This is a genomic window from Pelorhabdus sp. sgz311001 (assembly GCF_055901755.1).
Genome location: NZ_JBVXUT010000006.1, coordinates 80,560 through 105,528 on the forward strand (window position 1 = coordinate 80,560; position 24,969 = coordinate 105,528).

The window sequence follows — 24,969 nt, forward strand, 5'->3', positions numbered from 1 at the left end:
AATTCCCCCTTTTTATTCTGACCACGCCGCCACAAATCCCCGCACAACAGGAGTTTCGGCCACCCAATCATAAGCGGCAGCCATTGTGACCCCTTTACTGCCTACCACCGTCAAAATTCGGCTATCATAGTCGTAAGTCCATTGCGGAGTACTACCATCACTGGCCGTTACAACAATGCTGGATGTCTTAGCAGCATGAGATAATACAAACATTTGAGTCTTGCCTGTAGCCGTTCCCAGGGCCTCATTAGAAACATGACCACCTGGCTTGTCCAATACGATCTTTATGTCTGAGACGCCCTTACCTGTTTGCGCGGATGGTAACGTATAACTAAATGTCGTACTATCTGTGGCATCATCGTATTTTTGCGTGCTTCCTTTTGCCATTTCGATCCAAGTTTCTGGCTGCCATCCATATTCGTAAGATGCAAACACTGTTACGCCGTCATCCGGAACAACAGACACCTGGCTTAATTGCGTTACACCAGGGGAAGCTATCTGAGTATTGTAGTCGAAGTCGAAAACCTCTTTATTACCATAAAAAATTCGAATCGTGCTGTGATTCACTCCAGGATCGGGGACAATATTCCCTGTTGTTGCATCTTTTACGCCTAACGTGAGAGTTAATCGCTGCCCTTGATTCCCTACTCCAATTGCAATACGATCCCGAGCCTGAGGTACATCTCGCATAGAAATGTATGCCTTTATACTAGCGTCTTGCAGTTTTTGGTGTTTGACCATTAACCGGCCATAGCGCATTTCGTTCTCAAAATCCTCGGTTATGGATATGATCTCAGCTGTTTCTCCTGATACCGCTGCATCATTGCTTCGGTAAGTTGCTGTGGCTTTAGACACCTGCGCGCTACCAGTACCAATCGTTGCTACCGCAAGAGTCGCCTGGAATTGGATAGCTGACGCTTTTTGCCGTTTTGCTTGGTTGAGCGTCATCGGAGCCGACCATGAACCGCCTTGCTGCAATAATACTGCCGTTGTTGCCGTAGCGCCGTCTGTAGCCGCCGTCAAAGCTTGCAAATCAATCAGCTCAACATCGGCTGAAGCCAGTTTTATTTGCGGCGAAGAGATTGTAACTGCTGTTTGAGCTACTGTAGAATGACCTTTTATGGCTAGCTGCATAGCCGGTAGATCCGTGGCATCAATTGGAGCTGTAAGTGCAATGATTGGATAAATTGATTTCCCGACGAAACCTGCCACTAATGTTGCACCTTGCAAGTCGGCCACCGTATTGCCTTCGGATAAAACAGAATCAACCGTAGGCGACTGAGTCGGAACCGCGGTCAGAGTAACCGCTCCTGATCCAGAAATTTTATACCAAGCCTGAACTGAGGTTATAGCTGTACCAACGCCTATCACGATTGTCCCTGTTTTCGTAGCTGCCGGAGGCGTATTCCCGAATCCTGCATTTTTTTCGGTCAGTGTTATTACTCCGTTAGAGTCCGCCGATGCTATATAAAGCGCGTTGATCGTACTATTGCCATTGATGGTCGCCGCTAAATTTGTAGCTGTAGCAGCAAGGGTTGCCCCAACATTAAACTGATTTCCTGTCGCGCCTGAAGCAACAGCAGTAAATGTCACGCTGTTGATTACAACCGTATCATTTGCCACCGCATTAGTCGTTATCGGATAGGTTCTGCTGCCAGCAACAGGAGCATTAGTCTTAAAAATAACCCGACCATCTGAATTAGTTGGAATATGGCTAGTTACGGCAAATCCGTCTACTGAAGTCATAGCTGTACAATCTAAGGCGGTATTTGCTGTTAGCATTCCTGTCTTATTGACCATAAGAGTGTCTAGTGCATAAGCGACTGTATTAGTCGTTATTGCTGAGTTAGTAGCAATATAACAAGCACCAGCACCGCCGCCACCTTCGCCGACGAAATCTGATCCATATGAGCTATAGCCACCTTGACCGCCAGTAGATATCCCCGAAAGAGAGAAATTCACAATCGTTCCTGCAAGTATTAAAACAACAGCCCCAGCGTTACCATTAACATACATATTACCAGTGCTATTATAGCCACACGATCCACCATGATACCCTGGTTGTCCACCTATTCCTCGATAAGGTGTAGGCCATCCTGCTTGTGATCCACCGCCACCGACAGGGCCTGTTGCATCAGTTCCGTTTCCGTAGCTCCCCGATCCACCATTACCACCAAAACCCGCTTTACCGTTGCCACCGCCAGTATATGCCGCACCACCGATAACGGTCGTATCAGGTGTTCCTGTTGATCCATCCCAACTAGCACCTAGTCTTCCGGCTTTATAAATGTTTGCAATTGCGATAGCAATGCCATTACCAACACTCATTACCAACTTATCTTTTATGCTACTATTTGTAATGACAATTCCCGATGGCTTCAATGAATTTGTCTTATCTGTTCCGTCAGGGTTTAAACAAGATAAAACAGGTAACCCTTTTCCTTCGGTGCAAAGCATTCCAGTTGTAAGATCAAAGGTGTTTTTTGCTTTAGCTATAATAATACCGCCGTACTTATTAGTTGTATCATAGGCTATAGAATTCAATCGGCAGGTCACCGTTAAGTTATTAAAATTCGGAATGCTAACAATTTGGCAAATATATTTAGTCAGGTCAATTAACGGTAAAGCTTTATTTAAAGTTACCTGGTTTCCATTTATGGCCAATATTCTAGCAAAAGCGTATTTCCCCATATTACTAGTATCTGTCGTTTGACATGCTGTAACATGAAACATTATTTCAGTTCCTGCCGCAAAGGTTCCAAAACTCCCCGCAGACGGTGATCCTATGGTTAGAGTTTTTCCATCAACTGACTCGCTCACCACGTTCGCGTAGCTATTTAGTTGCGTATTAACATTGCTAATGGTTAGATCGCCTAAGCTGCCATCGCCAAAGCCACCATAATCTTGTACTTTAATTGCCACTTATATCCCCCCTTAAACTAGCGTAACTGAGCCGTCAGCCGTAAACCCTACGCTGCCAGTCAATGTAAATGCTGCCACATTGCTCTGGGTCGTGACTAGAGCCGCCGTGACCGTGTTGTTTGCGGCTACACCAGCCCAAACCATAGTCGGCAACCATACCGTCGACTTCTGATCGCCTGCGCCCTCAGCTACGCTATCAGCAGTCACGATTTGCGCTGTACTACGATACATTGTTGTACTACCGCTTAGATAGGTATTGACAATCGGCGCGGTCATAATAGCCCTCAGAGTCGTGCCGTTTTTTGCTATCGACTTGACCTGCACGACCTCTTGATTGACGCCATCTGTGATCGTGTAGGAGGCCCCTGGCACAATCCCTTTCAAGGTCGATACATCGACGGAATCATCACCTGCGGCAATGCCTGTCACGTCACATTCAAAGAGATCAACTTTATCTGGATTTGTAAAGTCTTCGACAATCATTGCATTGAAATCGGGGAAAATCTGTTGGGCTTCTAGTGCAAGAGCCATGTTCGACTGCTCGCGTTCGACTTGTTCGACACGACCAATTATGATCTGCATGTCGGTGCCATCGCCGCCCAATATTTTCTTTTTAGCGTCATCAAAAGAAATAGGATGCAATTGCCCATCAGAACTATCTTGCGCCCAAAAGTGCGAAGGATTTGACGTTACGGTCTTCACCTGTAGCCAGTTTGGATGTGGATTCGTGCTACTAATATGGTTGGTCAAATCAATCTGCGTGGCGAAAAGAATCGAATTGTTAATTGTTGCTGTAACGCTTTGCGCTTGGCCGACTACCGTAATAATCTCCAGTATCAGCTCAACAATATCGGCGCCGCCTCCTGACGGAATAAAGTCGGCCGCATTACCTGCATTAGCCACTGCGTAAAGAATCTCGCCAAGATCCGGATCCTCCGCGAACACCCCAATTTCCCGCGCAAAAAATCCTACGGAGATATTTTTATTTTGAAGCACTACTTGCAAGCTTGCAGTCCCCGTGCCAGTTACACCAATCGAAGCAATCGGGAGATCCAGTTTCCAATTAATTAAATTTGTAAGAGACGATAATGTCTGGCCTTGTTGCAGTTGACCATCACCCAAAGCAACTCTTGTAAAATTTAGTTTAGTGCCAGTCTGTGCTTTGGTTTCCAGTTGCAAGCCAGGCGCTGTTAGCGTCATGCCATTATATTGACTCAATTGATTGTCTCCTTCCTATTGTGATTTTGCCACCGCGACGTAAAGCAGCACCGGCGAAAAGGCTAGCCGATGCTTTTGTTGGCAACGAGATATTTATTTTTTTCAGTCCACTAATTCTATTTGCGGCGCCCCACAGCCAGCCAATACTGCCACCAGTAGGATATGACAAGCCTACTGTTTGCCGACCGCCTTTATTATTCAGAAGCCCAAGAAAAAAATTACTATTACCTGAGGCTGTCACATCGCGTTTTAGCTGCATTGTCATGGCCAAGTGCGCTGGCTTTGATGCGTCGATTGACTGCCGCATTTCACTCAACCAAGGAACTGCACTAGGTAATACCAACGTAAAGGAGTACGGCCCGGAAGGATCTATAATAGAAGCATCTTTCTTTGGAATAAAGCAATTCGCAATAGCTAAAATCTGCGCCGGCGTAATTGTCTTAGGCCTAAGAAGCTTTGCCAAGACAATTGCTCGCCGCATTTCCATAGTTGCTCCCTCAGGTGGAGTTATCCCTAAATCCTGCTCCCAATTGGTCAGCCCCCATGTTGCTTTACTAGCACTCATTTGTTTCACATTATCTGCGATTGTAGCAATAATACGGGCATTCAGATCGTCAAAACTTCCTGCTAAAACTTTGGCGACAGTGCCTGCTTGATATAAGTCATGCCAAAAATCAATTGTCTTAGCTGCCATGAACGGTCACCGTTCCAATCACCGCAACTTGCTCATCTGTAATCGCAATATTGGAGTTACCGCCATTTACCGTACAAGATGCATAATCAATCACTCCGGTTTGATCAACAAGAGTTGAACAAATCCGCGCATACCTTACTATATTTGCTTTTAGAGCCATTCCCGATAAATAAGTTTCAATTGCAGATATAAAATTATTTTGAATCGTAGCGATAGCAATTGACTGCGTCGTATCCAATACAACTGTAGCATCAATATTAATTGCAATAGACTGTGCACCTACAACAGTTACAGTAGCCCCAACAGGTGCCAATCTATTGGGGCTCGTTTTATCAGCTGGATCTATCGCATTTTGCACTGTAGCGATCAATTCATTGCTAGGAGGCTGATAGTTTGGCCCTAAAATAATGACTTTCACTGTCCCAGGGCCATTCCATGTTGGTACTACTCTAACCCCTGTGACACCATCAATATTGAGAGCCCATTGCTCATAATCTTTGATATTTCCCGACGTCCCCGGATTCTGCAGCCAGTCTAAAACTCTCGCTCGTAACAAGTCATCGCTTTCGATATCCGCCCCATTTGTGATGTTGTAATTCAGTTGTACTCCGTCGATTCCCGGAACGGCCGAACTTACCAGCAGCGCCGTATTTGCATTAATATTTCCTGATGTCCCAGTAGTTTGGCAAGTTGCCTTAACATCAACCGATGCCTTTCCTGCCTGAAGTGTTGCGTCTTCATCAGTAGCAAAAATAATGATATCGCTCGTTGATGTAGGAAGCGTTGAAATCAATGTTCCTGCTGGAATAATGGTCGAACTATTTGATGGACTATTTACTGTAAAAGTAAAATAATTTGATGCAGCTGCAGCCGCCTTTCTTGTAATACCATAGTCAGCTGCTTTGTTATCCAGGTCCTCCTCGGTAGCACTTGTACAATAAGCAGCCAATAAGGACATAAAAATAGCCATCCCCAGGGCATCTGCCGAAACAGATACAGAAGATAGCAACGTATAAATTACGGATCCGGAATTAAAATCAGTTAGTTTGGGTACACCGTCCGGCCAGTTGTCAGGGTTCTGCAGATAAGCGATCATCGCATTTCTGAATTCATCAAACTGGCTTGCATATGTTGGTGTAGTCGTTGACAAATAATCGCCTCCTTTCTAGCCTAATTCCGTTGTGCCATAAGCGCTATCCCCACTAGTGGTCGTAAATCCAAACGATATGTGAAAGCTACTTCCGTCTTGTGTAATTTGGAGATTGAAGATACTAGCTACACGCTCATCTTGCGCAATCGTTTCAGCGACTTCCGCTTTAAGCTTTTGCATCATCGCAGCAGGCAGCGGCTCTCCAATATATTGACGTGCTAACGTCCCGTAGTTACTATCAAAAAGATAAGTACCTAAAGTCGTTAAAATCCGCATTTCAACCGCCTGCCAGACGTTCTCAATCGAACTTTTTTGCCCGACTAAATCCAAATCGCCTGATTGAGTAACTCCCAAGTCATTACCACTTAGCTTTATATCTACACCAATTAAAGAATCTCCCCACACAATTAGAGCCTCCTAACCACAAGTGACTTTCGATGAACCACCTGTAATTGTTCCTGTACCACAAGGGCATTGCACCGCATCGCCTTTTCTAGCAATTCCTTCGCCTCCGCCACAAATGTTCATACTGCCTGATGAATTTACAGTGGCCGTCCCAGACGTCGTAATGCTGAGAGCACCTTTCGCAGTGAGACTTAAATCACTCACCGCGGAAATCTCAACCTTTCCATCTGAATGGAATTTTATAAAAGCCCCGCTTTCATGTTTTAAAATTGCCTCCCCAGGCGTAACCGGCGGCGGTGCGTCAGTCTCATTATGATGAAAAGCAACGATGCGACCACAGTTTATATCGCCATGCTCAAAAACAACCGTACATTCAGCACCCTGCTGTGGATAGGCAACAAATCCGAATCCTTGGCCTGCATACACGGTGCCGATCGAAAGCCATCCCGTCTCCACCCCGGAAGGCTCAAGCATAACTTTAGCATTATGGCCTGTGCCATCGACAGTAGTAATATATCCTGTCGATGCCATCATAGTGGAGTTATTAAGATCCCTTGATTGTTGCTTAATTTGTTCTCCTAAATCTAACGATCGCATGTCATGTCGTCCCCCCTCTAATGGCTTCTGTATTAACCAAGTACTGATTGCTGAAAGAAGTATCAACAGTGTATCCCCCTTCGTTAGAAAAACGATGCGTAACTCGGTTTAAATAATAATTTTGGCTTAAAGCCCTGCCAACCCCATAAATCACGATTTGCTTGTCTACATTAAGCACATCAAGACCAGCTGCGACCATTTGTCCAATAATCTCGCTTCTCGAAAGCTCTCGCAAAATTTCCTGCGCTTTCTTTTGCGCTTGCTCCCGCGTCAGGCCTGGGATCGTATAAACCTCTGTATACTGCTGCTTTTGCCCGCTTTGATTGCTAATCGATTGAGCTTTTTTCGTATTTGATCTAGCAATTTCTTCGATATGATGCTCGTGGAATTTAGTCCCTTTTTTATTGTATTTGCGGCTATAAGAAATAACCTTTACTACAATATCCTTAGCGGCATGAGGACTCCGTTCAAAGTTTAGGCTCTTGATGTCATAGCCCCAGGTGTAAGGTATAGGACTTATTTGGTTATAAGTCGTCACTTCACTGTATGGGCCAAAAAGCAGCTTATTATCAGTAGTTACTCTGACAATGAAATTCTCTGCCTTTGCTAAAAATAAGAGCAGATCCCATTGCGTCGTTTCTCTGCCAATAATAGCACTATTTTGGTTATACCAGGTACCAGCTAAGGTAGAAGTTGCTGTCACGACAGGTTTGAGGCCGTTTTCATTTGCAAACTGTGTAGCAATCGCGCTGCTAGTCATATTTGGAAACTTATCAAGGACCTTTGTATCCAGCATCTTACCAACAGCGTTTCTCCCGCGTATAACAACTCGCTCTCCCGACATATCGAACGACCAGCGAGCTGTATCAAGCGATCCATCCATTAGTAAAGAAAGATCTTGCACCGTATATTTATCTTTATTTGGTGGACGGCCAATATAGATTTTTACCGGAATATCATCAGTGGTTAGAAGCATACTGTCGAAGTCAGGGCCATTCGCCAGCACCTTTTCTCCATTCTGCTTATCAGCAATAAAAAATGGTAAAGATACTTCAAAGCTATTTGCTGCCGAAAACCCATTTTGCTCTACTGAAAAGCTCGTGTATCGCACTTGATACCCATTAATTAAAACAATGGCCCTCCATGCGGAAAGGCCATTTCTACCACTTTGCTTTGTTTTCGTAGTCTGAAACATTATTTATTCACCGCTTGCTTAGGATTTGGAACAAAAAGCTGCTGACCGATCGCTAAAGCAATCGGATTTTTAACGTTATTGGCTTGTGCGATAACCGGCCATAATTTGCCATCTCCGTAAGCCTTCTGAGCAATCCCCCAAAGAGAATCAGACGCTGCTGTCATATGCGTAAGCTGCGGAACTGCTGCAGCGATGACTCCTGTTAAAGCTAAGCTAGGATTGCCGATCGATTTCGCTTGCAAAATTTGCCCCAACGTTGTTGTTGCGGCGGCTCCTGTAACTTTTGTTAAGACCTGCCCTAATGCATTTTTAACAATATCGCTACTATTACCAAGCGCCTTATCAATTACACCAGAGAGTGTCTGATCTAAGGCAGATGGATTATTAGCGGTCGTTTGCTTCGTGTACTGACCTAGAGGCTGCAGCTCAATGCTATACGGAATACACGATTCATTAGCGTAACTAAAATGAAATTTCGCGATAAGCACTTTATACGAAAGGCTTCCGATCGTAAATAATACCGGCTGCCCTTGAATTCGCATAGCATTTATCGCTTGGGCACGACTCAATGCATCATCATACATAAAAGTGGCATCCCATGCGATAGCATCTTCATACGCCCCCATGGTCTGCACGTCCATGCCGCCGCCAGGATATTTATGTACAGCTAACTCTTGTACACCCCCTAGCTTTACTGATTCTGGAAGATCATCAACTGCAAAGCTGACCTTACCGAGAGATAAAACGGACGCTGATGCATCTTGAGTCAAATTTCCAAAAAGATTCGGTAAAAATTGTTTTAGTTCATTCTGTATAATCGCTTGCCCGAACTGAGTAACAATTCCTCCCATATAGCCCCTCCTTTCTACCACATTGCAACAGGTTGCGTTCCTCTACTAAGAGACTGATCTCGCATCATTCTACCGATCTCTCGCATAACTTCTTGAGCGATTTCTTCTGCCGATTGTCCCGGCGCAGCAGTTATATGGATTCCCCCGTGCAAATGGACCTCTCCGCTTCCTCTTGATTCGCTAGAGCTTGACGCTTGCGGTTGTATTTGTATAGAATTATGCGGTCCTTTTAAATTGCTAACTAAATTATTAACCTCACTCGCTAGCATCGACGGTAAGCTCTTCAACATTCCCAAATTCATGGACGACAACATACCCGTGGGATTATTCGCCAACGATTTGATCATACCCATCAAATTATGATTTGGTATTACCTGGCTACCACGCGGCAAATTAATCAGTTCCGGACCTCTTTCACCGACTAGTGACATGCCACCTGGCGCCGAATCCGTCCCATCGGCAAAAGCGCCGCCTGGTGCTATAACACTCCCCTGCCCTCTATCAACTGATAAAGAATCGCCTTCGCCACTACCAACACTGACATCTTTAAGCATTTTACTTTTCCCAATTGCACCAGTGAGTTTGTCAATAAAAGCTCCTATTTTCCCTGACAACCAATCAAGTTTGCTTCCAATAAAATTAGAAATGTCAGCAAAAACGTCTCTAATTCCAAACCAGTTATTTTGCCAAGCAATATAAAGCCCCCCTAATGCAGTAATGACGCCCGCAATGGCCCACCCAACAGGCCCTAACCCAATAACCCATGCGGCTGCTAAGCGAACCGCAGCTGACATACCTTGAACTGACAATCGAATCAACGATGTACCAAAAACCCTAACTAAAGGAGTAGCTCGCCCCACTGGACCTAATAAACCTCTAACTGCAGAAGTAAGAATTCGGAAAGTAGTTTTAACGGTCTGTGAATTTTTAAAATATCCCAACGCGCCGACAAAAACCATCATTGTTCCAACTGTTCCTAGTGCAGCTGCAGAAAATGCTAATATTCCAGCTGTCCACTTTGCCAAGGCGGGATGTTGGCCTAGGAAACCAACTAATGCTTGTACCTGATCACTCACTAACCGTACTGCGGGCAAGAGAATTTCCATCATTGGTTTTCCTAGCGCTAGGCCCATATTATCAATGTTACTGCTTAAAATATGACTTTGCCCTTGGAAACTATCGCGGATGGTTTCGATCTGCTCATGAAGCCCTTTTGTTTGCTCCATTTGAGATTTCAATCTCTCTAAATTTTCTTTATCTTCCGCAATTGCTGCAAACCTACCGCCTTGTTCTCCAAAAATATCTCTTGTATATGCTTCATACCTTTCACTATCTCCACCAGTTCTAGCCATAAAGTCAGTTTTAGATTGATGAAGAATAGATGAAATATCCTCAAAAGATTTTAGCTTATAACGTTTCTCAACTTGATCAAAATAATGAAAAACATCTCGGCCATCATCTCCGATAAATCCAAGTTCTTTCATTTCATCTATTTTACGTTTACCACTTCTAGGCATTATTGCATAAATTTCACTATTTGTATGTTCAAGCATATCTGTGAGGTTAGTACCCGCCATTGATCCTTCCATACCGGACCTAGCTGCTAAACCAAAAGCCATGCCTAAATCTTGCTCGGTCCATCCAGCCTGTCGAGCTTTCGGAGCAGCATACTTAAAAGATTCGCCCATGGTCTCACTAGTTAAATGGGTTACGCTTTCTAAACGAGAAAGTTCATCGGCAAAAGCTTTCATTCTCTCAGTATTTTGAGAAATTCCCATATCATCAACCATTCTTGCAAAATTATATGCAGTTGACTCTGGTGATGAAGATTTTCCCATTCCTTGCTCGATTTCTGCGAGATATGTAGCTTCTGGCAAAACAGCTTTTAGCGCATCTCCTTTTAATCCAGCGTGAGCCATTTCAACCTCAACACTGATGATCTGCTTCTTTGAAAACAATGTTTGCAAAGACAAATTTTCCGCCTCTTGCTCCAAGTTCTTCAATTGAGAGTCATCAATGTTAAGCCCATAAACTGCACCTAACTGAATCATTTGCTGTTGAACTTCAGATGCTTTGTGTGCTAATTTGTCCATGACTTCAAATCCAGCTGCTGCAGACATGGCCATGGCCCCTCCGACAAATCCCATGTTTCTAAAATTAGTAAGCTTTTTTTGGACTTCTTCTGTCTTTTTATCTAGCACACCCATCTCGACAGCCATTTTTTCCATTGGTCCGGTAAGTCTATCAACTGCTGAAAAAGCTACTGATATTTCAAATATCTTCGATAGCATCCCCATCTAATACTACCTCCCGACTCTTTACCCATCTGCTGCCTCCTGTCTCTGCTTTTCTCTAAGTTCACTAATTACTTCTATAGCAGCTATTCGTTCGCTCAGGTTCATGCATAAAGCAGTACTATAAGAAATGCCCCCTTGAGTAGCATCAGCCAACATCACCGCTTGACTAAAGGCCGCCGACTCTTTCAGTCTATTAATTCTGAGTCGGAGGCCTGATCTTCCCCCAAATCATCTTCAGAGTCTTCATTCAACTGCTCAAAAACCTTTGCTATTCTCGAAGTATCCTTCATTCTAAATTGAGCCATAAGTGCTTCAATTTGAACAATATTAGTAGGCCTTTTAACTGCTTTACCATCAATTTCAGCAATGGAAAGCGCCACTAATGCCGCTCGATACTGTACAGCCTCACTTCTCCCCCCTTTAGTTCCACTACTACTGATCTTCCCAGCAATTATTTCATCTAAGCCAGTTAGCTCAGTAACTTTTACTTTTCTCCCATCCTTTAATGTTACGACTTCAAAAGCCTTTTCCATAATCAATTCCTCCTAAAATAAAGTAGGGTAGGCTTTTTGCCTACCCTCTTACTCTCATTGGTGCGAAACCAGAAAAGTCTTGCTTAATTTCATCATCTGCCTTAGCACTATCCGTCTTGAAGTTATACAAGATAACATCATCGTAGATCCAGGTTTCTACGGTCCCATTGTACCAGGTCGTAGTTTGCACAATTCTGTATCTCGGTGCGGATTGCCCAGCCAAGAGCGCCTGATCCTGAGTATATTGCACGTTATCCCAACTGTCGTTGATTTTAGCTCCTTTAAAAGAAAGGTCCCATTCGCCATAAATTACTTGGCCATGCTTAGTTTTTTGTCCTAAAGGCTGAAATTTTTTAAGTTCAGCCTTACTATTTGCACTAAAGCTATCTAATTCTGCCAAATCAATCGGCCCATCAGATCCATAAATTTGCAGTTGAACCATGCTACCTAAAATACGATCCTGTGAATGTCTTTGTAAATCAAACGTAAACGTCTTCATAAAAACCTCCTTACGCTGCAATAGCTGTACTTGATGTTGTAATCGTGCCAGTTGAAATATCGGCTGAAATAATAATCATCTTGGCAGCTGCCAGCAACCTTACTTTTACGGATACGCTTAATTTTCCGGCCGCAATTTGATCAGGCGGATTATTCGTCAAATCGCAGACCACCAAATAGCTATCAATTACTTTCAGCGCCGGATCCTTCGGATTTGCAAGTCCATTTAAGAACTGACCGATAGATTGTTTAATATCGCCCCGCAATTTATCTGTGGCCTGCGTCGACTGCAACTCATCGACCGCCCAGCCCATAGAATTCATAACTGAAAATTCCAGGTAATATCGCATGCGGCGCACATATAAGTCAGATCCATCAGACGCCACACCTGATCGCGTCCCCACTCCACCGCGGGGAATACTATCGCACACGCATAAAACACCAGCCTGCTGCAGCTGAGCTAGCTCTGCTTGATTTCTCGGTGTTACAGATCCTTGCGTGCCGTAGATAGCTTTATTGCCCCAACTTTTTTGAGGCGCCAGTTGTGAAGCCATCCCCATAACAAGAGCCGTTGGAGCACAATTCCGATTTGTTCCCAGATCCGAATCATAGCAAACTCGCCACCCATCACACATAGCGACATTATCTTGGCTAATCAACGATTTCGCAGAAATTGTATTAGCTACCGTAGCTCCAATAGATGAACAAATAGCCGCAATACAATGTTGGCTCTGCACATGTGCTGCCAGTGCTGCATTTACGGCTGACGAAGTATATTCCGCCGCTAGAATTAGGTTTTTTGTAATCGTTTCGAGTAAAGCTAAACCAGTTCGGCTCCCATCCTCATTAACCTCGCCAATTAATGCAGCATCGATATCAGTTTCCTTTGAAATCGCTCCGCAGGATCCACCGGCAAACTGAAATGTTCCTGCAGCAGCCGGATTCGTCGATGGTGTTGTCGCTTTTTCCGCTATAATAATATTGCTTTTACTATTAATGGTATTAGCCCAAGTCTCCGCCGTCAGTCCAGTATAATTTTCTGTTACGCTTGGCGTTGCAATAGTAATATTAAATGACCCAGCTGGCGTCGCGGAAGTAGTAACAGTTGCCGTCCAAGAATTTGGTTCTGACCCTAATAATGGAGTCATTATTCCTGATTGAGGATGCGATTGTGCCGCTGTTAATGTCCCTAATACGCCGGGTGTCGATTGGGAATCTTTAAGCTGCACCGAAGAAGCGGCAGCACCTTCGCCAAAGCAAGGGACCACCTGTATATTGCCACAGCTTTGTCTAAGTAAATTTTGTATCGCCATTGGGCCGCCAATGTCAGCTCGCGATTTACCTAACAAACGAACTGCAGTCGCGTAATCACTAATAGAATAAATTCCTGTCGGAATTCCTTTCTGGAAAGTGCCAACCAGGCCAACAATTCCAACCTGAACCCCTTGAATGACAGGAGGCGAAGAGACTTCGATAATATATACATCATCGAGAATCTGCCCTGCTATGGATTGAACAATAGGCATGAAAATCACCCCTTTTATGAAATATCAAAATTGATTGTTAAACCGCCTCTGGTTTGAGACTCTGAAGAAGTAGCGCCTGGCCCCGTTGTTGGCTTCGATGAAATAGGATCCTGAATCACAGGATTCTGTTTCTGTTCTTGCGCGGGAGGCGGCGCCGTAATTGAAACATCAATCGTCTTCAAAGGATAGGCCGGTACCGCATCGAGTACACGGCTTGTAACCTCAAAAGTAAAATCCCGCTGCCAGTAATTCTCTTCTCCTTGTGGGTTTTTGTGATCTCCTTTATAACGAAACATCATATATTCGCCCGTTTCTACCGGAGGATTCTGCCTAAAATCCAGAATTGGAAGACGAAAGTTAGTGACCAAGTACTGTTTAATTTGCCATCCAAGTTGATCCCTCGTGCTTTTGTCATTGGCAAGCAAAGTCAATTGCAGCAAAGTATTTAAGCGAAGTTTTTCTTGAACAATGTTAGCGGTGCCATCCGTGTTCTTAATAGTTCTGTGAACATCATAAAGGCCACAGACATGCCCACCATGCTCAGATATTTCCACTAAAAAAACAGCTGGCAGTTTTTTATCTAGCGACTGCCACTTCCTATCTGGCCACCCTAGGATAACTGACTTTAACTGTGTAAATCGCCCAATAAAAATAGCACGAAGATTATTGGCGATATCCACCATAGGCTCATTTTGTATGATCGCCATAAGCACCTCACATCTTTTTAATAGCCGCTATCATAGCAAGAGCCATTCTATCATGAAAAAAATCCTGGTTTTGATATGCGGCTGGCCGCAAAAATGGTCGAGGCGGAATATTTTTACCGGGTGCTCCATATTCATGGTATTTAGCCAAAGGGTTATCAGTTCCAACTTGAGCCGTCCAATGACTTACGTGCATAGAAATTGAACTTCTTAATGGCATTCCCCACTTTTTCCCACGATTCTTCCATGATGAACTTTGCAACCTCTTGCGACGATTCCCGTTTTTATTTCCGTAATGTCCGATCAGCGGATCGTCTCCGCCGCCAGCACGATTTTTAGCTTGAATAGTCGCTTTTTTGAGTGGTGCCCATTTAGGGTATGGACCAACAGCATCCTGGTAATGGCCAAATTTCTTTACAGCATCATCGCGTACTTTCGTGGCAACTCCTTTTAGCTCAACCTGAACAGCCGCATGAAGAACAGCCGGTGTCTTGGCAAGTCGAGTCATTAGTCCTTTCATAGTAATTTGTGTCATATTCTATCGAGCTCCCTAACCGCCGTATAAGCTTCCAGCGCAGGCATTCCCTGTGATATAGCTCTGCCTACATGACGCACATTATAGTTGTGACTACTATAAGTCACCATGTCATTTTCAAATAAAGTCCCTGGTTCACCAAGCAAAAGAAGAAGCTCTTTCGGCTTTCCTCCGCCAATAGTAGCTTCTTCATCAAGTTCGGTTCCTCCAAAAAGCACTTTTACCTCAAATTTCTGAGGTGGTATTTCTGGTTCCCCATAAATATCTTCACCAGCACCTTGAATGGCGGTTTGATCTAATCTTTCGACTGCAACAAGAACACCATGCAACTGCAATAGAGTAGACAAATCAATACCAAGCACTGAAAAAGGATTATCACCAATAGACACTTGGATCATCACCTCCAAGCGCGCCATACGGCCGCATAACTACTTCTTTTCTAAATTGTCCCCTATAATGATCAGCCTGCTCCAATAGCTGAGATGCAATTTTGCTATTATCGACTTCAATGCCCATACGACCACCGATTCGGTACTTTTGAAGCTTTACGGCTTGATCGGTAGCAATGGCGCGAAGTGCCTTTTCATAAGCAGGAAGCAAAGCCGTAAATTCCCATTGCCGAGGAATTGTTGACCCTGAATCATCAACCTGATGATATGCGCAATAATCGCATTGCAAAACATATGACACTACTGGAGCTGCACTCAAGACCAGCATTTGACTTTCGTCATACCACTGAAAGGAAAGTGAATTTGTTTGCAGTCCAAGAGGGAATCCCGGGATCAAATAATTTCCCGGATCATCATTATTACTAGGCGATGATGCCGCTAAAAAAGAAGGCATGTCAATAGACAGCCAATCTGTTGGCAACACATAATTTGTCTTGCCTTGCTCAAGCTGAAGCGTAAGAGGCTTTTTTAACGGCCGATAACGAGAATACTCCGCAATAGCATCTTGAATAAATTGCCTTATCTCTGGGCTACTTCCCTTAATTGCTTTGGGCGGCGAAGCATCATCCAATGAATCAGGGAATACCTGAGCTGCTCCATTGTCTCTAATTTGATTCCGGACTCGGATCACAAAATCAACAATTGTAGCCATAATTATTCACTCGCCGTATTTAATGCAGCTAAGGCGGCCTCTTTTCCCTTAATCCTGGATCCACCAGGCAACTCATAAACGCCTCCGCCAACATGTTTAATCGGATCATCGGTACCTTCAGCGTTTTCTTCGGCCACATCGCCCACTTCTTCAGTTTTCTCGGCGGGTTCAGTCACAACGGCCTTGTCCTCATGCTCATAGTGTGCAGGAGTTCCATAAAACTGCCCCGGTTCGATCAGCTGATGAGTCACAGGATGGAAAAAAGCTTTATCTGTATTTTGATGCATCGTAATCTCTCCTTCATAAAGATTAAGGCCCCTGCATTAGTAGGGGCCTAGCATTTATTTACTTAAGGCACGATTTTCAATGTGCGGGATACAGGATTAATAATATTGCCATTAATATCAGTGACCTGAGGCGTGCAAAGAACGCTATTTTCACGTCCATACCAAAGCTCAACATCCATGATCTTTCCGGTCGAATCATACTTCGGATAAGGCCCCTTCAGCTCATACGGCGTGTTAATGCCATATTTGGTGCTGCCTTTTTGTGTTAAAAGAATGCGGCCGTCACCAGCTACCCAAGGAGCATTGATTTTGGCCAAATTCATGCCAGCACGTTCACCAAAATAGTTACCAGAGCTAATCAATCGAGTTCCTTCTGGCTGAGCCAGTTTATAAAACATTTGCGCATTCTCTACATAGGTAGCGCTTGACCGGCTGAAAATTGCTAGGTTTGGGCTCTTATACCGAGGAGCGCTACCCATTAGCGCGCTTACATTGGTCAATTTCTGCAGGAAAGTATTATAGTAATCTTCCGGTTTTACGCCATTAGGAATAGTGCAGCTCCACCGGTCGTAGTTAGTTACTGCGCTATAGCTAAGAACAGGAAGTATGGGCGTTCCTGCCGTTGGATTTACTCCGGAGGCTGCAGTAAAATAAACAACTCCGTTTTCAAAATCAACTGCCATAGTAGCTGTTGTGTTTGGATACGATGCAATGTTTCCATTGGCATCTAAGTAGCCAAGTACTTGAGCTACACCATTAACCGTGCATGAAATCGGGTTTGTCGTAACAGTCTGCGTATTACCATTAGGTAAAATTTGAGTTTTAATCCGCGGACGCACAATCGGGTTAGATCCCGCATTAGCGATGCCGGCAGCGCTTTGTTTTAAAGTAAGATTTGCCCTGAAGGCAACATTCGTGCCATTGTTTACTGCAGTAATTTGAGCAGCAGCAACAGTTTCACTGTTAATCGCGGCCGCCGCATACTCGTCAGAAGAAAGAATCATTTCATAGTAGGCCGCATTATCGACAATACGACGTTTTTCTTCGCCGACATGATAAAGAGCACGGGCGATTGCTGGATACCTCGCTGGGCCAGTTCCCAAGGCTTTAATTACTTCTGCAGACAAGCTTACAGCATTTCTACGCCATTTCGGGTTGAAAGACAACCATCCGAGGGAAATTGCAGCTTCCGGAATCCCAAGACCTTCTGCCACCACAATATCCATTAAGCCAGTCGACGGATCCGCGGCTTCATTCCCCTGGAAAGTCTCAACCGGAATTCTCCATTCAGAGCCGTCAAAGGTATCCGTCAATAAAAATTGGAGGCTTTCGCAGTCCTGGAAAGCTTGTACAATTACGGCTGTTAGAATCGTTGGCTGATTCAGCAGCTGCGCGGTAGTAATCGACACGCTATCGCTCATAGTGTCAAGACCCTGCACACTGTCAGCCAGAACCTTGGCGCCAACCTCATTTTCACGCCGTTCCAAAATACGATCAATAATAGCTCTATTGCTTTCACGCAATTTCGGATCAATTGTTTTACCGAATTGTTCGCCGTATCGATCAAATGCTTTGGTCAGCTCATCAACGATCGGCATCCAAGGTTTGGCCTCATGGGTTACTTCGACACGAGTATGGCCGTTACCACCGTCAAACACGCCATCGAAAGCTACACTATCTGTAAAAGCTTTTGCTCCTGCAGCACCTGCAATTTTTACAGCTGCATCAAAAATAGCTTGAGCCGCTTCTTTATCAGCAGGCTCCCCAATGCTATCCGAGATTACTTTTAATTGCTTATCATCGAACTTACCTTTCAGAGTAGCTAACTTTTCATCCAAAAAGACTTTTGCTTCAGCTTTTTGTTGAGCCTTTTCGTTTTCTAAGTTTTGAGCAGCAACTGCATCAAGAGCAGGCTTTGCAACTTCTCCTGCGATACCGGCAAAAGCCGTGCGCAATTCTGGATTTTCTTTCAAGGCTTTAATCAAGTCTTCAGGTTTCAAGATCTCACCATCTCCTCCGACCGCATCGGTCATTTTATTTTTTTGGTTATTCTTTATCCACTCTCGCGCTAGCCCATACCGGTCCCAATTATCCGCGGAAACGGTTGTTAAAACATGATTTGCGCTGGTGTTTTGCGTTATATACGAATCCTCAACAAAAGGGCCATGTCCAGCAGGGCATACGTAAAAATCAATATCGCCATCTTCGTCCGGATCCTGCACCTCAAGCTTTGCAGCGCATACCGGACAAATCGGAGCCTGAATTTCAATACCGTCCTCAAGAATTTCCTGAACCTGTGAATCAGTAAGGACTTGAACAGTACCGCAGCCATCTGTTGCCGGATTCATCACAACATCCCATGAATGAATATCAAGATAGGTAGCCACATCAACCATGACACTTTTTATCGATCGCTTGACACTGTTTCCAACCATCCTGATACTGTCGCCTACCTGGACCTTTTGATCGATTAAAGCTTTAAGGTCCTTACCTTTAGCTGTACCAAGAATTTCGGCATCAAAAAAGACGTCATCATTTTGCATGCTAACGTCCGTTATCTTAATTACCGAGTTTTCAATTTTGGTATCAAAAAGTACCTTTCCGGTCTTTGATTTCATTGCTTTAGGGTGAGGACTTTCGCCGATCACCGGCAATTTTTCTTTAAATCTTTCAACTGCGTCGGCCAATACCTTCCTAGGGTAGAGTCTACAATTTTCATTTACTATATTGGCCGTAGCACCTTTGAAACGAACCTTTAGAGGTTTTTCTTCTGCTGCATCTGTCAAAATTTCAATATTTGAAACAACAGTATCAGACATTTCAATAATATTTTCTATGTCTGCTTTTACTTCTAGATCTTTCGCCAAAAATGTTCACTCCTTTCACTAATTTTAATTTTGCAGGGGTTTAGCCTGCGGCAGATTTGGATCACCTCCCTCTTAAAATTTGGTTGCTATTTGCCAACGTTTTATTAAAGTCGCCAACCAGTTGGATAGATTTCTTCCGCTCATTCCGCAACTTTTCCTCAAAATCTACGGACTGCTTAAATATTTCTCTTTTCACTTCTCGAGCTAGATAGCACAAATACAAGCACGAACTAATAAAAACTATACAAGCGGCATCTTCTAACATAGCTTTCACCTCCTTCAATCTGCTGAAACTACAGTACAACGGCACCTAGGATGAGCAGGTAGATTTTCTTCAGCCCAAGACAGGCTGTAGGTATTACCATTGCGATTCCGACAAATAGGGCAAGTTCGGTTATCCATTACAGCCATCCAAGTAACAGAGCTTTTCCCAGCCTCTTTATAAGTGCCTAGGAGGCTTTTTGAATAAGCCCAGGCCAATTCGGTCCTAGCAATCATTTCAGCTCGCCCTTTAGGAACGTCGCCATTTAGCACATTGCGAATCCGCTTTTCCCACTCGGGCCACTCTTCATTATTGCTATAAGCCTGATTTAAGGACTTTCTTAGTTCAGACTTGGTGGTCTCATCCATAAGGCGACTGCGAAAACCAGCCTGCTCTTGAAAATAATAAGCAATGCTTGGATTGAAAAAGTTCTCACTATCATCTTCAATGCTGTCCGTCATGATCTTGACGTCATTCAGGGCGATTTCATGAGCTATAGCTGCAGCGGGACGATAGTATTTCAGTAGACAATCTGACAAGGATACTTTCTTAGCGGCTTCGTCAAACGATTCAACCACATCATCAATAACCTTTTTCTTATGATTCTGGTCCGTAAAATGATTGTACTTCTTGCCGAGTTCACTGATGTCCATCGCCTTAAATATGCCTTGAAAGTGCTTTCTTACCTCACTTGCCATCAAGCTTTCAAGTGCTGCTATTTTCGGGCTATGAAGCGGAAATGATCGTTTTTTTTTACGCTTTCTGCTCTCGGCTGCGTCCATTGCTGCATTAGCTGCCTTGAGTAGTACATTGTGACCTGCTGGGCTTGTTGCGGGATTTTCCGGATTCAGCTCTTTCTCTAAAATCTGCTGCTCCTGTCGGTCCAACTCCATTTCCTCATCAATCGCCTCTAATTCCGACTCAATAGAAGATTCATTTTCAAGACCGATATCCTTAGCGATAAGCGTCAATCCCGTCTTACGGGAAATCAGAGGTGTAGGCTGTGCGGATCTTAGAGCAACCACACGATTAACGCGGTCATTGGTCGTTTCATTGTCGTTTTCATACCAACGAATATTGTAATCTACAAGCGTAGGATCAATGCCAGCAAGCGCCAAAGCAAAGTCGAAAATAAAACGCAGTCCACTGTAAGGTGATGAATCACCATATTCAAGCAGATTGCGTAATTCCTGGGCGTCCTCTTCAAATTGCTTTTTCTGGTCCTCTACGATATCGCGATTGACATTCTTGCCAAATCCAAGGAGATGCAACGGAACACCGGTGCCGATCATGTAAACTTCCTGTAAGTGCTCGACGTCTTTGATCTGGTCTAAATGATCATCTCCGTCAAGCGTCTTAATATCACCTAGACCATTTAAGTAATAGTCCGTCGTAACCTGAGCTCGCCGCGGATCAAGAGCATTCTTGGCTTTGTACATTTCAACCTGATCCCATGATGCCGGATTCTCTTTGTCTCCCAAAATATGCACACGTCGTTGCGGTGCCCGACTACGGCGCCGAACCACAAGGTCTTGCTCCGTCATATCAAGTTTCTTCCAATAACCGCGAATCTGGAGATACTGGCTATTTCCATAACGATCTCCCTCTTCGTGGTCCCAACGAATATGATTGATGCTCCACAAAGGAAATTCTTCGATAACGAGGAGAGAAATAGGATCGATCTGCCGAAAAGCTTTTTGCAAATCCGCAAAGTTTCCATCCATCCCCTCTTCTCGTTGCATGGATATGGCCGGGAGACGCTTGATGTTTTTAATTTTATTGGTTTTCAGGTTGATAACCGGATTTAAAAACAAGTCGCCTTCTTTGAGCAATATCCTTGCCCATGAAGCCAATTTGGCATTAACCTGAGCATCCCGCATAATTTGGTTGATGACCTCTTGCCCCTTTTCGGCTAGTTCTTCACTGACTTCTGAAGTTACAGTGACGGTAATTCCCTTGCGAACAGCTGTACTTGCAAAAACTCGATTGGCGCGCTTTGCTCGTGGATCAGACTTCAGCATCAGCTCAACATCTCGCAAAATTGAGCGCCGATCCCACTCTTGCCGAAACATCTCATATTCCCAAATGGTTGGTGAAGTCTTAATAACCAGCGTGGTGTCATTGGTAGTCTCTCCGCCGCCTTGTTCCGGAAGAAGGTGAATGAACGTATTAGTAATGGCCTTAAGCGTTCTGGATATCCAGCTTTGTTGCTCGTTTTCGCTTGCCACTCTATAAGTTGGCGCATCATTAGGATATGCGGATTTTCCTGTGATTTTTATTTCAGACAAATTATCACCTCCTCACACAAATAATAAAATCGCTTACTTAGGGCTGATTCCCAATATAAGCGACCTGGTATCTGTAGCCTTTTTTCGGTTTAAATATTGCAGCAGTTTCGCCACTTGGATCAATGTACCGCTCATTGCTCATCAAAATAAACGGCCGTGACGGCTTCCAGAATTGCCACCAAAAACGCGGCGGCGGATATGCAATAACCTCAAACATTTGCCATTCTCCTTTATCTAAACATGTCGCCATACATATCGGCATTGATGATATCGTCATATCCGACAGGCGTGCCAACTTCAAATATCGGATCAACAGTACGTAAGAGTTTGAAAATAACATACCGTAAAGCATCCATAGCATGGTCATACTGCTTAATCGGCTTGTCCTCGCCTCGATCCTGCGCTTTCAGATCCCACGCATAAACGGAAAACTCCTTGAGCACATTGATACAGCTTGAACAGATATAAAGCAACTTGTTGCTCAAAGCAGTAGCAACTGTCCTGATGCCGTCAAGAACATCATTATCAGCTTTAGCCACATTTGCTACCTTGTCTTGGCGAAGTTGCGTAATAAAGGAGGCGGCTGAAGGATCGACAAAAACTTTGCTGATCACATACCCAGAAACGAACTGCTGAAAATCGGCCGAATACTGCGCATCCGTTTTTTGCTTTCCGGATCCGCGGCCGTCGTAATAATATTCTTTTATCACGTAATACCGGTCTTTATATTTGCCGACAAGAAGAAATACTGTTGCATTTCCGGTCCCATAGTCGACACCGACATAATAACTTTCGAAGGCTTTCGGAAGTTTCTCTGGATCAACTCGGTGAACGACTTCATCAAACATGTCGTAAATAACGCCCTCAGCCATTTTCCAAAGACCGAGAATATAGCGTTCGTAGAACACGCCCGTATACATGCGGCGATAGCGTTCTTTGACCACTTCACTCAGGCTGAAATTATCATCCATTGTGAAATGCAAGTAAAGAGCCCGCTTTTCAGCAAGCTTCTCAATGTACTCCACTTTGAACCAATGATATGGTCCTGCCGGGTTACAGTTGAACCACATTTTTGAGCCAGTCACAGAGCAACGGGCTGTTGCTTGATTGACAAAAGACTGCGGCATAAGCGCGACTTCATCGAAAAACATGCCTGCGAGCGTAATGCCCTGAATCAGATCCTGGCTACGCTCATCTTTGCCACCGAAAATATAAAAATAATTTCGTCGGCCGCCCTTGCTGATTTCGACCATGTTATCGGTTCGATGCTCTTTCACTCGATACTTCAGCGACTTGAGCATGCGTTTCAGCGGCGCCAGAACATTTCGCCGAAATGAGCCGATTGTTTTACCAGCCATGCCGACATTCTCATGCTGAAAAGTCTCCATCGCCCACATAACATACGAAAGGGACATGGAAACAGTCTTGCCGCTCCGGACAGCGCCGTCAGCAATCAAGATATCGAGATCTTTAACCGGTGAATTTGGTAGCCACCAGGTGAGAACCTTAAGCTGCTTTGGCGAGAACGGATCAAACTTAAAGGGAACGATCTTATTCTTTCTCATCGCCCCACACCTCCGGCACTTTGCCGGCCAAGGCTTCTATGAAGCTATTGTCTGCTTCATCGGTGTCATCGTCATCGCCAATTTTAGCTTTTTCAATTGCCAATTTATCCTGGGCAACCTTCAACCGATCTTCCTCAAGCTTGCGCTGCCACTTGTCAGGCAACCAGTCGAAATACTTGATCAGCTGTTCCCAGGCCCACTTCTTATCAGCAAGCTTGATGCTGATACCGTCCTTGCCCTGCTTAACCTCCTGAATGACGGAAGTATCGAGCTTATCACTATTAACCAGATCAATATAATTTATTGTTTTCTTAAGTGGCTTTTTGGTTTTTGGATCAAGAACTGGTCCAAACGTTCCCATGACAGGAACGTCTTTTTGTCCGAACGACAACATATCACCGACGTCGGCATAAACGACTTTTACACAGAATTGCAGGAAGTCAATTATGTCAACATGAATTTCTTGCCTAAAGAGAGCTTTTAGTCGATCGATTTCCTTCTGTACTCGCTGTCGCTGTAGTAGCCGACAACCAAGGACGGTAGCGGTATGCTTATTGCCGCCCTTGCCATAGCCAGCGCTGAGCGCGGCCTGAGTGGCATTATGGCTTTTCAAATAATAATAAACAAAGAGCTGCTCCTGATCGGACAGCTCTTCATCTTTCGCTTCGTCTATTTCTTTTTCTGTAGACTTTTTGTAGACCTTTTTATTTTTGTCTACATTGTCTACAGTCTTTTTGGGCTTTTTAATGGGCTTATCTCGCTCCCATTTATACCGAAACTTCCATTGCTTTACGGTAGAGATTGAAACATTGTACTTCTCGGCAATATCCTTGTATTTCATCCCAAGGATATAGTCTTTTAGCGCTAACTCGTGTTGCTGCATTTACACAAGTCACCACCTCCATCTGCCAATATATCCGGAACGTCATTGCCAAATTGATTCCAGTCCAGGCCATACTTGCTTAGGATCGTCTGGAAATCATCGATGTCGTGGGGCTCTAACCTCAGGCCCCGCAGCCCTATCCCGATGTGCTTTAGTTCGTGATACATTAGCAGCTTCTTCTGGTTGTCCGTCATGAAGCTCATGTTCGGCCAGTAAAACGTCACAATGAAGTGGAACGGCAAAAAAGCCGTATATACACTGGTTGTCTTGCGGCAGTCGGCAAATATGACTTTCCGTCCGGATCGTTTCGGCTCCCAGCTCATGACGTAACCAACTTTAATGTCATACGTGTTAATAAACTGCAGATCACGCATAGCGTCAATGACTTGCTGTCCTAGCTGCTGCAGCTCTGGCGATACTTCAAAATTCACAACGCCTAAATCTTTTGCATACTCGCGGATCAGTGCGCGCCGGTGCCGAAAATCCTCTTTGGAGCAAATACTTGCAAGCCGATCGAGCGCTTTGCAACTACGCTTTTCTTTTTTACAGATTTGTTCAAGATAGCAATTTTTACAGACGCTCATCAGGCTC

General features: G+C 44.3%; 24 protein-coding genes. All 24 read right to left on the reverse strand.

Annotation, left to right across the window (positions count from 1 at the left end; translation table 11 throughout):
* Positions 1–12: 12 nt before the first annotated feature.
* Complete coding sequence (locus tag AC0MXB_RS15090) at positions 13–2,733, reverse strand: hypothetical protein (protein ID WP_474040553.1); 2,721 nt, start codon at positions 2,731–2,733, stop codon at positions 13–15.
* A 201-nt stretch (positions 2,734–2,934) separates the two neighbouring features.
* Positions 2,935–4,140, reverse strand: a complete 1,206-nt coding sequence (locus AC0MXB_RS15095) for a phage tail-collar fiber domain-containing protein (RefSeq protein WP_474040554.1) — start codon at positions 4,138–4,140, stop codon at positions 2,935–2,937.
* Entirely contained in the window at positions 4,127–4,834 is a 708-nt protein-coding gene (locus AC0MXB_RS15100) for a putative phage tail protein (protein ID WP_474040555.1), read from the reverse strand. Before AC0MXB_RS15100 ends, AC0MXB_RS15095 begins: the two co-directional genes overlap by 14 nt.
* The gene (locus AC0MXB_RS15105; protein ID WP_474040556.1) at positions 4,824–5,984 is read right to left on the reverse strand and encodes a baseplate J/gp47 family protein; all 1,161 of its coding nucleotides are present in this window, start codon (positions 5,982–5,984) and stop codon (positions 4,824–4,826) included. Before AC0MXB_RS15105 ends, AC0MXB_RS15100 begins: the two co-directional genes overlap by 11 nt.
* Positions 5,985–5,999: 15 nt before the next feature.
* Positions 6,000–6,389, reverse strand: coding sequence for a DUF2634 domain-containing protein (locus AC0MXB_RS15110; RefSeq protein ID WP_474040557.1), 390 nt, complete (start codon positions 6,387–6,389; stop codon positions 6,000–6,002).
* A 12-nt stretch (positions 6,390–6,401) separates the two neighbouring features.
* Entirely contained in the window at positions 6,402–6,986 is a 585-nt protein-coding gene (locus AC0MXB_RS15115) for a phage baseplate assembly protein V (RefSeq protein WP_474040558.1), read from the reverse strand.
* Between the two features lies 1 nt (position 6,987).
* Entirely contained in the window at positions 6,988–8,181 is a 1,194-nt protein-coding gene (locus AC0MXB_RS15120) for a phage late control D family protein (protein WP_474040559.1), read from the reverse strand.
* Positions 8,181–9,032 carry a LysM peptidoglycan-binding domain-containing protein gene (locus AC0MXB_RS15125; RefSeq protein ID WP_474040560.1) on the reverse strand — a complete coding sequence of 284 codons (852 nt, stop codon included), beginning with the start codon at positions 9,030–9,032 and terminating at the stop codon, positions 8,181–8,183. Before AC0MXB_RS15125 ends, AC0MXB_RS15120 begins: the two co-directional genes overlap by 1 nt.
* Before the next feature lie 14 nt (positions 9,033–9,046).
* A complete protein-coding gene (locus AC0MXB_RS15130) occupies positions 9,047–11,329 on the reverse strand; it encodes a phage tail tape measure protein (protein WP_474040561.1) in 2,283 nt (760 codons plus the stop codon).
* 185 nt (positions 11,330–11,514) lie between these two features.
* Entirely contained in the window at positions 11,515–11,862 is a 348-nt protein-coding gene (locus AC0MXB_RS15135) for a hypothetical protein (RefSeq protein ID WP_474040562.1), read from the reverse strand.
* Between the two features lie 40 nt (positions 11,863–11,902).
* Positions 11,903–12,361, reverse strand: a complete 459-nt coding sequence (locus AC0MXB_RS15140) for a hypothetical protein (protein ID WP_474040563.1) — start codon at positions 12,359–12,361, stop codon at positions 11,903–11,905.
* 10 nt (positions 12,362–12,371) lie between these two features.
* A complete protein-coding gene (locus AC0MXB_RS15145; protein WP_474040564.1) occupies positions 12,372–13,886 on the reverse strand; it encodes a hypothetical protein in 1,515 nt (504 codons plus the stop codon).
* A 14-nt stretch (positions 13,887–13,900) separates the two neighbouring features.
* Positions 13,901–14,593, reverse strand: coding sequence for a hypothetical protein (locus AC0MXB_RS15150; RefSeq protein ID WP_474040565.1), 693 nt, complete (start codon positions 14,591–14,593; stop codon positions 13,901–13,903).
* 7 nt (positions 14,594–14,600) lie between these two features.
* Entirely contained in the window at positions 14,601–15,125 is a 525-nt protein-coding gene (locus AC0MXB_RS15155; RefSeq protein WP_474040566.1) for a phage virion morphogenesis protein, read from the reverse strand.
* Positions 15,122–15,523 (reverse strand): hypothetical protein, encoded by a 402-nt coding sequence (locus tag AC0MXB_RS15160; RefSeq protein WP_474040568.1) that lies wholly within the window; start codon positions 15,521–15,523, stop codon positions 15,122–15,124. Before AC0MXB_RS15160 ends, AC0MXB_RS15155 begins: the two co-directional genes overlap by 4 nt.
* Positions 15,501–16,226, reverse strand: a complete 726-nt coding sequence (locus tag AC0MXB_RS15165; RefSeq protein ID WP_474040570.1) for a phage adaptor protein — start codon at positions 16,224–16,226, stop codon at positions 15,501–15,503. The genes AC0MXB_RS15160 and AC0MXB_RS15165 overlap by 23 nt, the downstream gene beginning before the upstream one ends.
* Before the next feature lie 2 nt (positions 16,227–16,228).
* On the reverse strand, positions 16,229–16,513 hold the full coding sequence (locus AC0MXB_RS15170; protein WP_474040571.1) for a hypothetical protein: 285 nt from the start codon (positions 16,511–16,513) through the stop codon (positions 16,229–16,231).
* Positions 16,514–16,575: 62 nt separating this feature from the next.
* Positions 16,576–19,380, reverse strand: coding sequence for a hypothetical protein (locus AC0MXB_RS15175; protein WP_474040572.1), 2,805 nt, complete (start codon positions 19,378–19,380; stop codon positions 16,576–16,578).
* Positions 19,381–19,441: 61 nt separating this feature from the next.
* Complete coding sequence (locus AC0MXB_RS15180) at positions 19,442–19,645, reverse strand: hypothetical protein (RefSeq protein ID WP_474040573.1); 204 nt, start codon at positions 19,643–19,645, stop codon at positions 19,442–19,444.
* A gap of 14 nt (positions 19,646–19,659) precedes the next feature.
* On the reverse strand, positions 19,660–21,714 hold the full coding sequence (locus AC0MXB_RS15185; protein ID WP_474040574.1) for a minor capsid protein: 2,055 nt from the start codon (positions 21,712–21,714) through the stop codon (positions 19,660–19,662).
* A 253-nt stretch (positions 21,715–21,967) separates the two neighbouring features.
* Positions 21,968–22,147 carry a hypothetical protein gene (locus AC0MXB_RS15190; protein ID WP_474040575.1) on the reverse strand — a complete coding sequence of 60 codons (180 nt, stop codon included), beginning with the start codon at positions 22,145–22,147 and terminating at the stop codon, positions 21,968–21,970.
* Positions 22,148–22,160: 13 nt separating this feature from the next.
* A complete protein-coding gene (locus AC0MXB_RS15195) occupies positions 22,161–23,495 on the reverse strand; it encodes a PBSX family phage terminase large subunit (RefSeq protein ID WP_474040576.1) in 1,335 nt (444 codons plus the stop codon).
* Positions 23,482–24,378, reverse strand: a complete 897-nt coding sequence (locus AC0MXB_RS15200) for a terminase small subunit (protein ID WP_474040577.1) — start codon at positions 24,376–24,378, stop codon at positions 23,482–23,484. The genes AC0MXB_RS15195 and AC0MXB_RS15200 overlap by 14 nt, the downstream gene beginning before the upstream one ends.
* Positions 24,360–24,962, reverse strand: coding sequence for a putative metallopeptidase (locus AC0MXB_RS15205; RefSeq protein ID WP_474040578.1), 603 nt, complete (start codon positions 24,960–24,962; stop codon positions 24,360–24,362). The genes AC0MXB_RS15200 and AC0MXB_RS15205 overlap by 19 nt, the downstream gene beginning before the upstream one ends.
* Between the last annotated feature and the right edge of the window lie 7 nt (positions 24,963–24,969).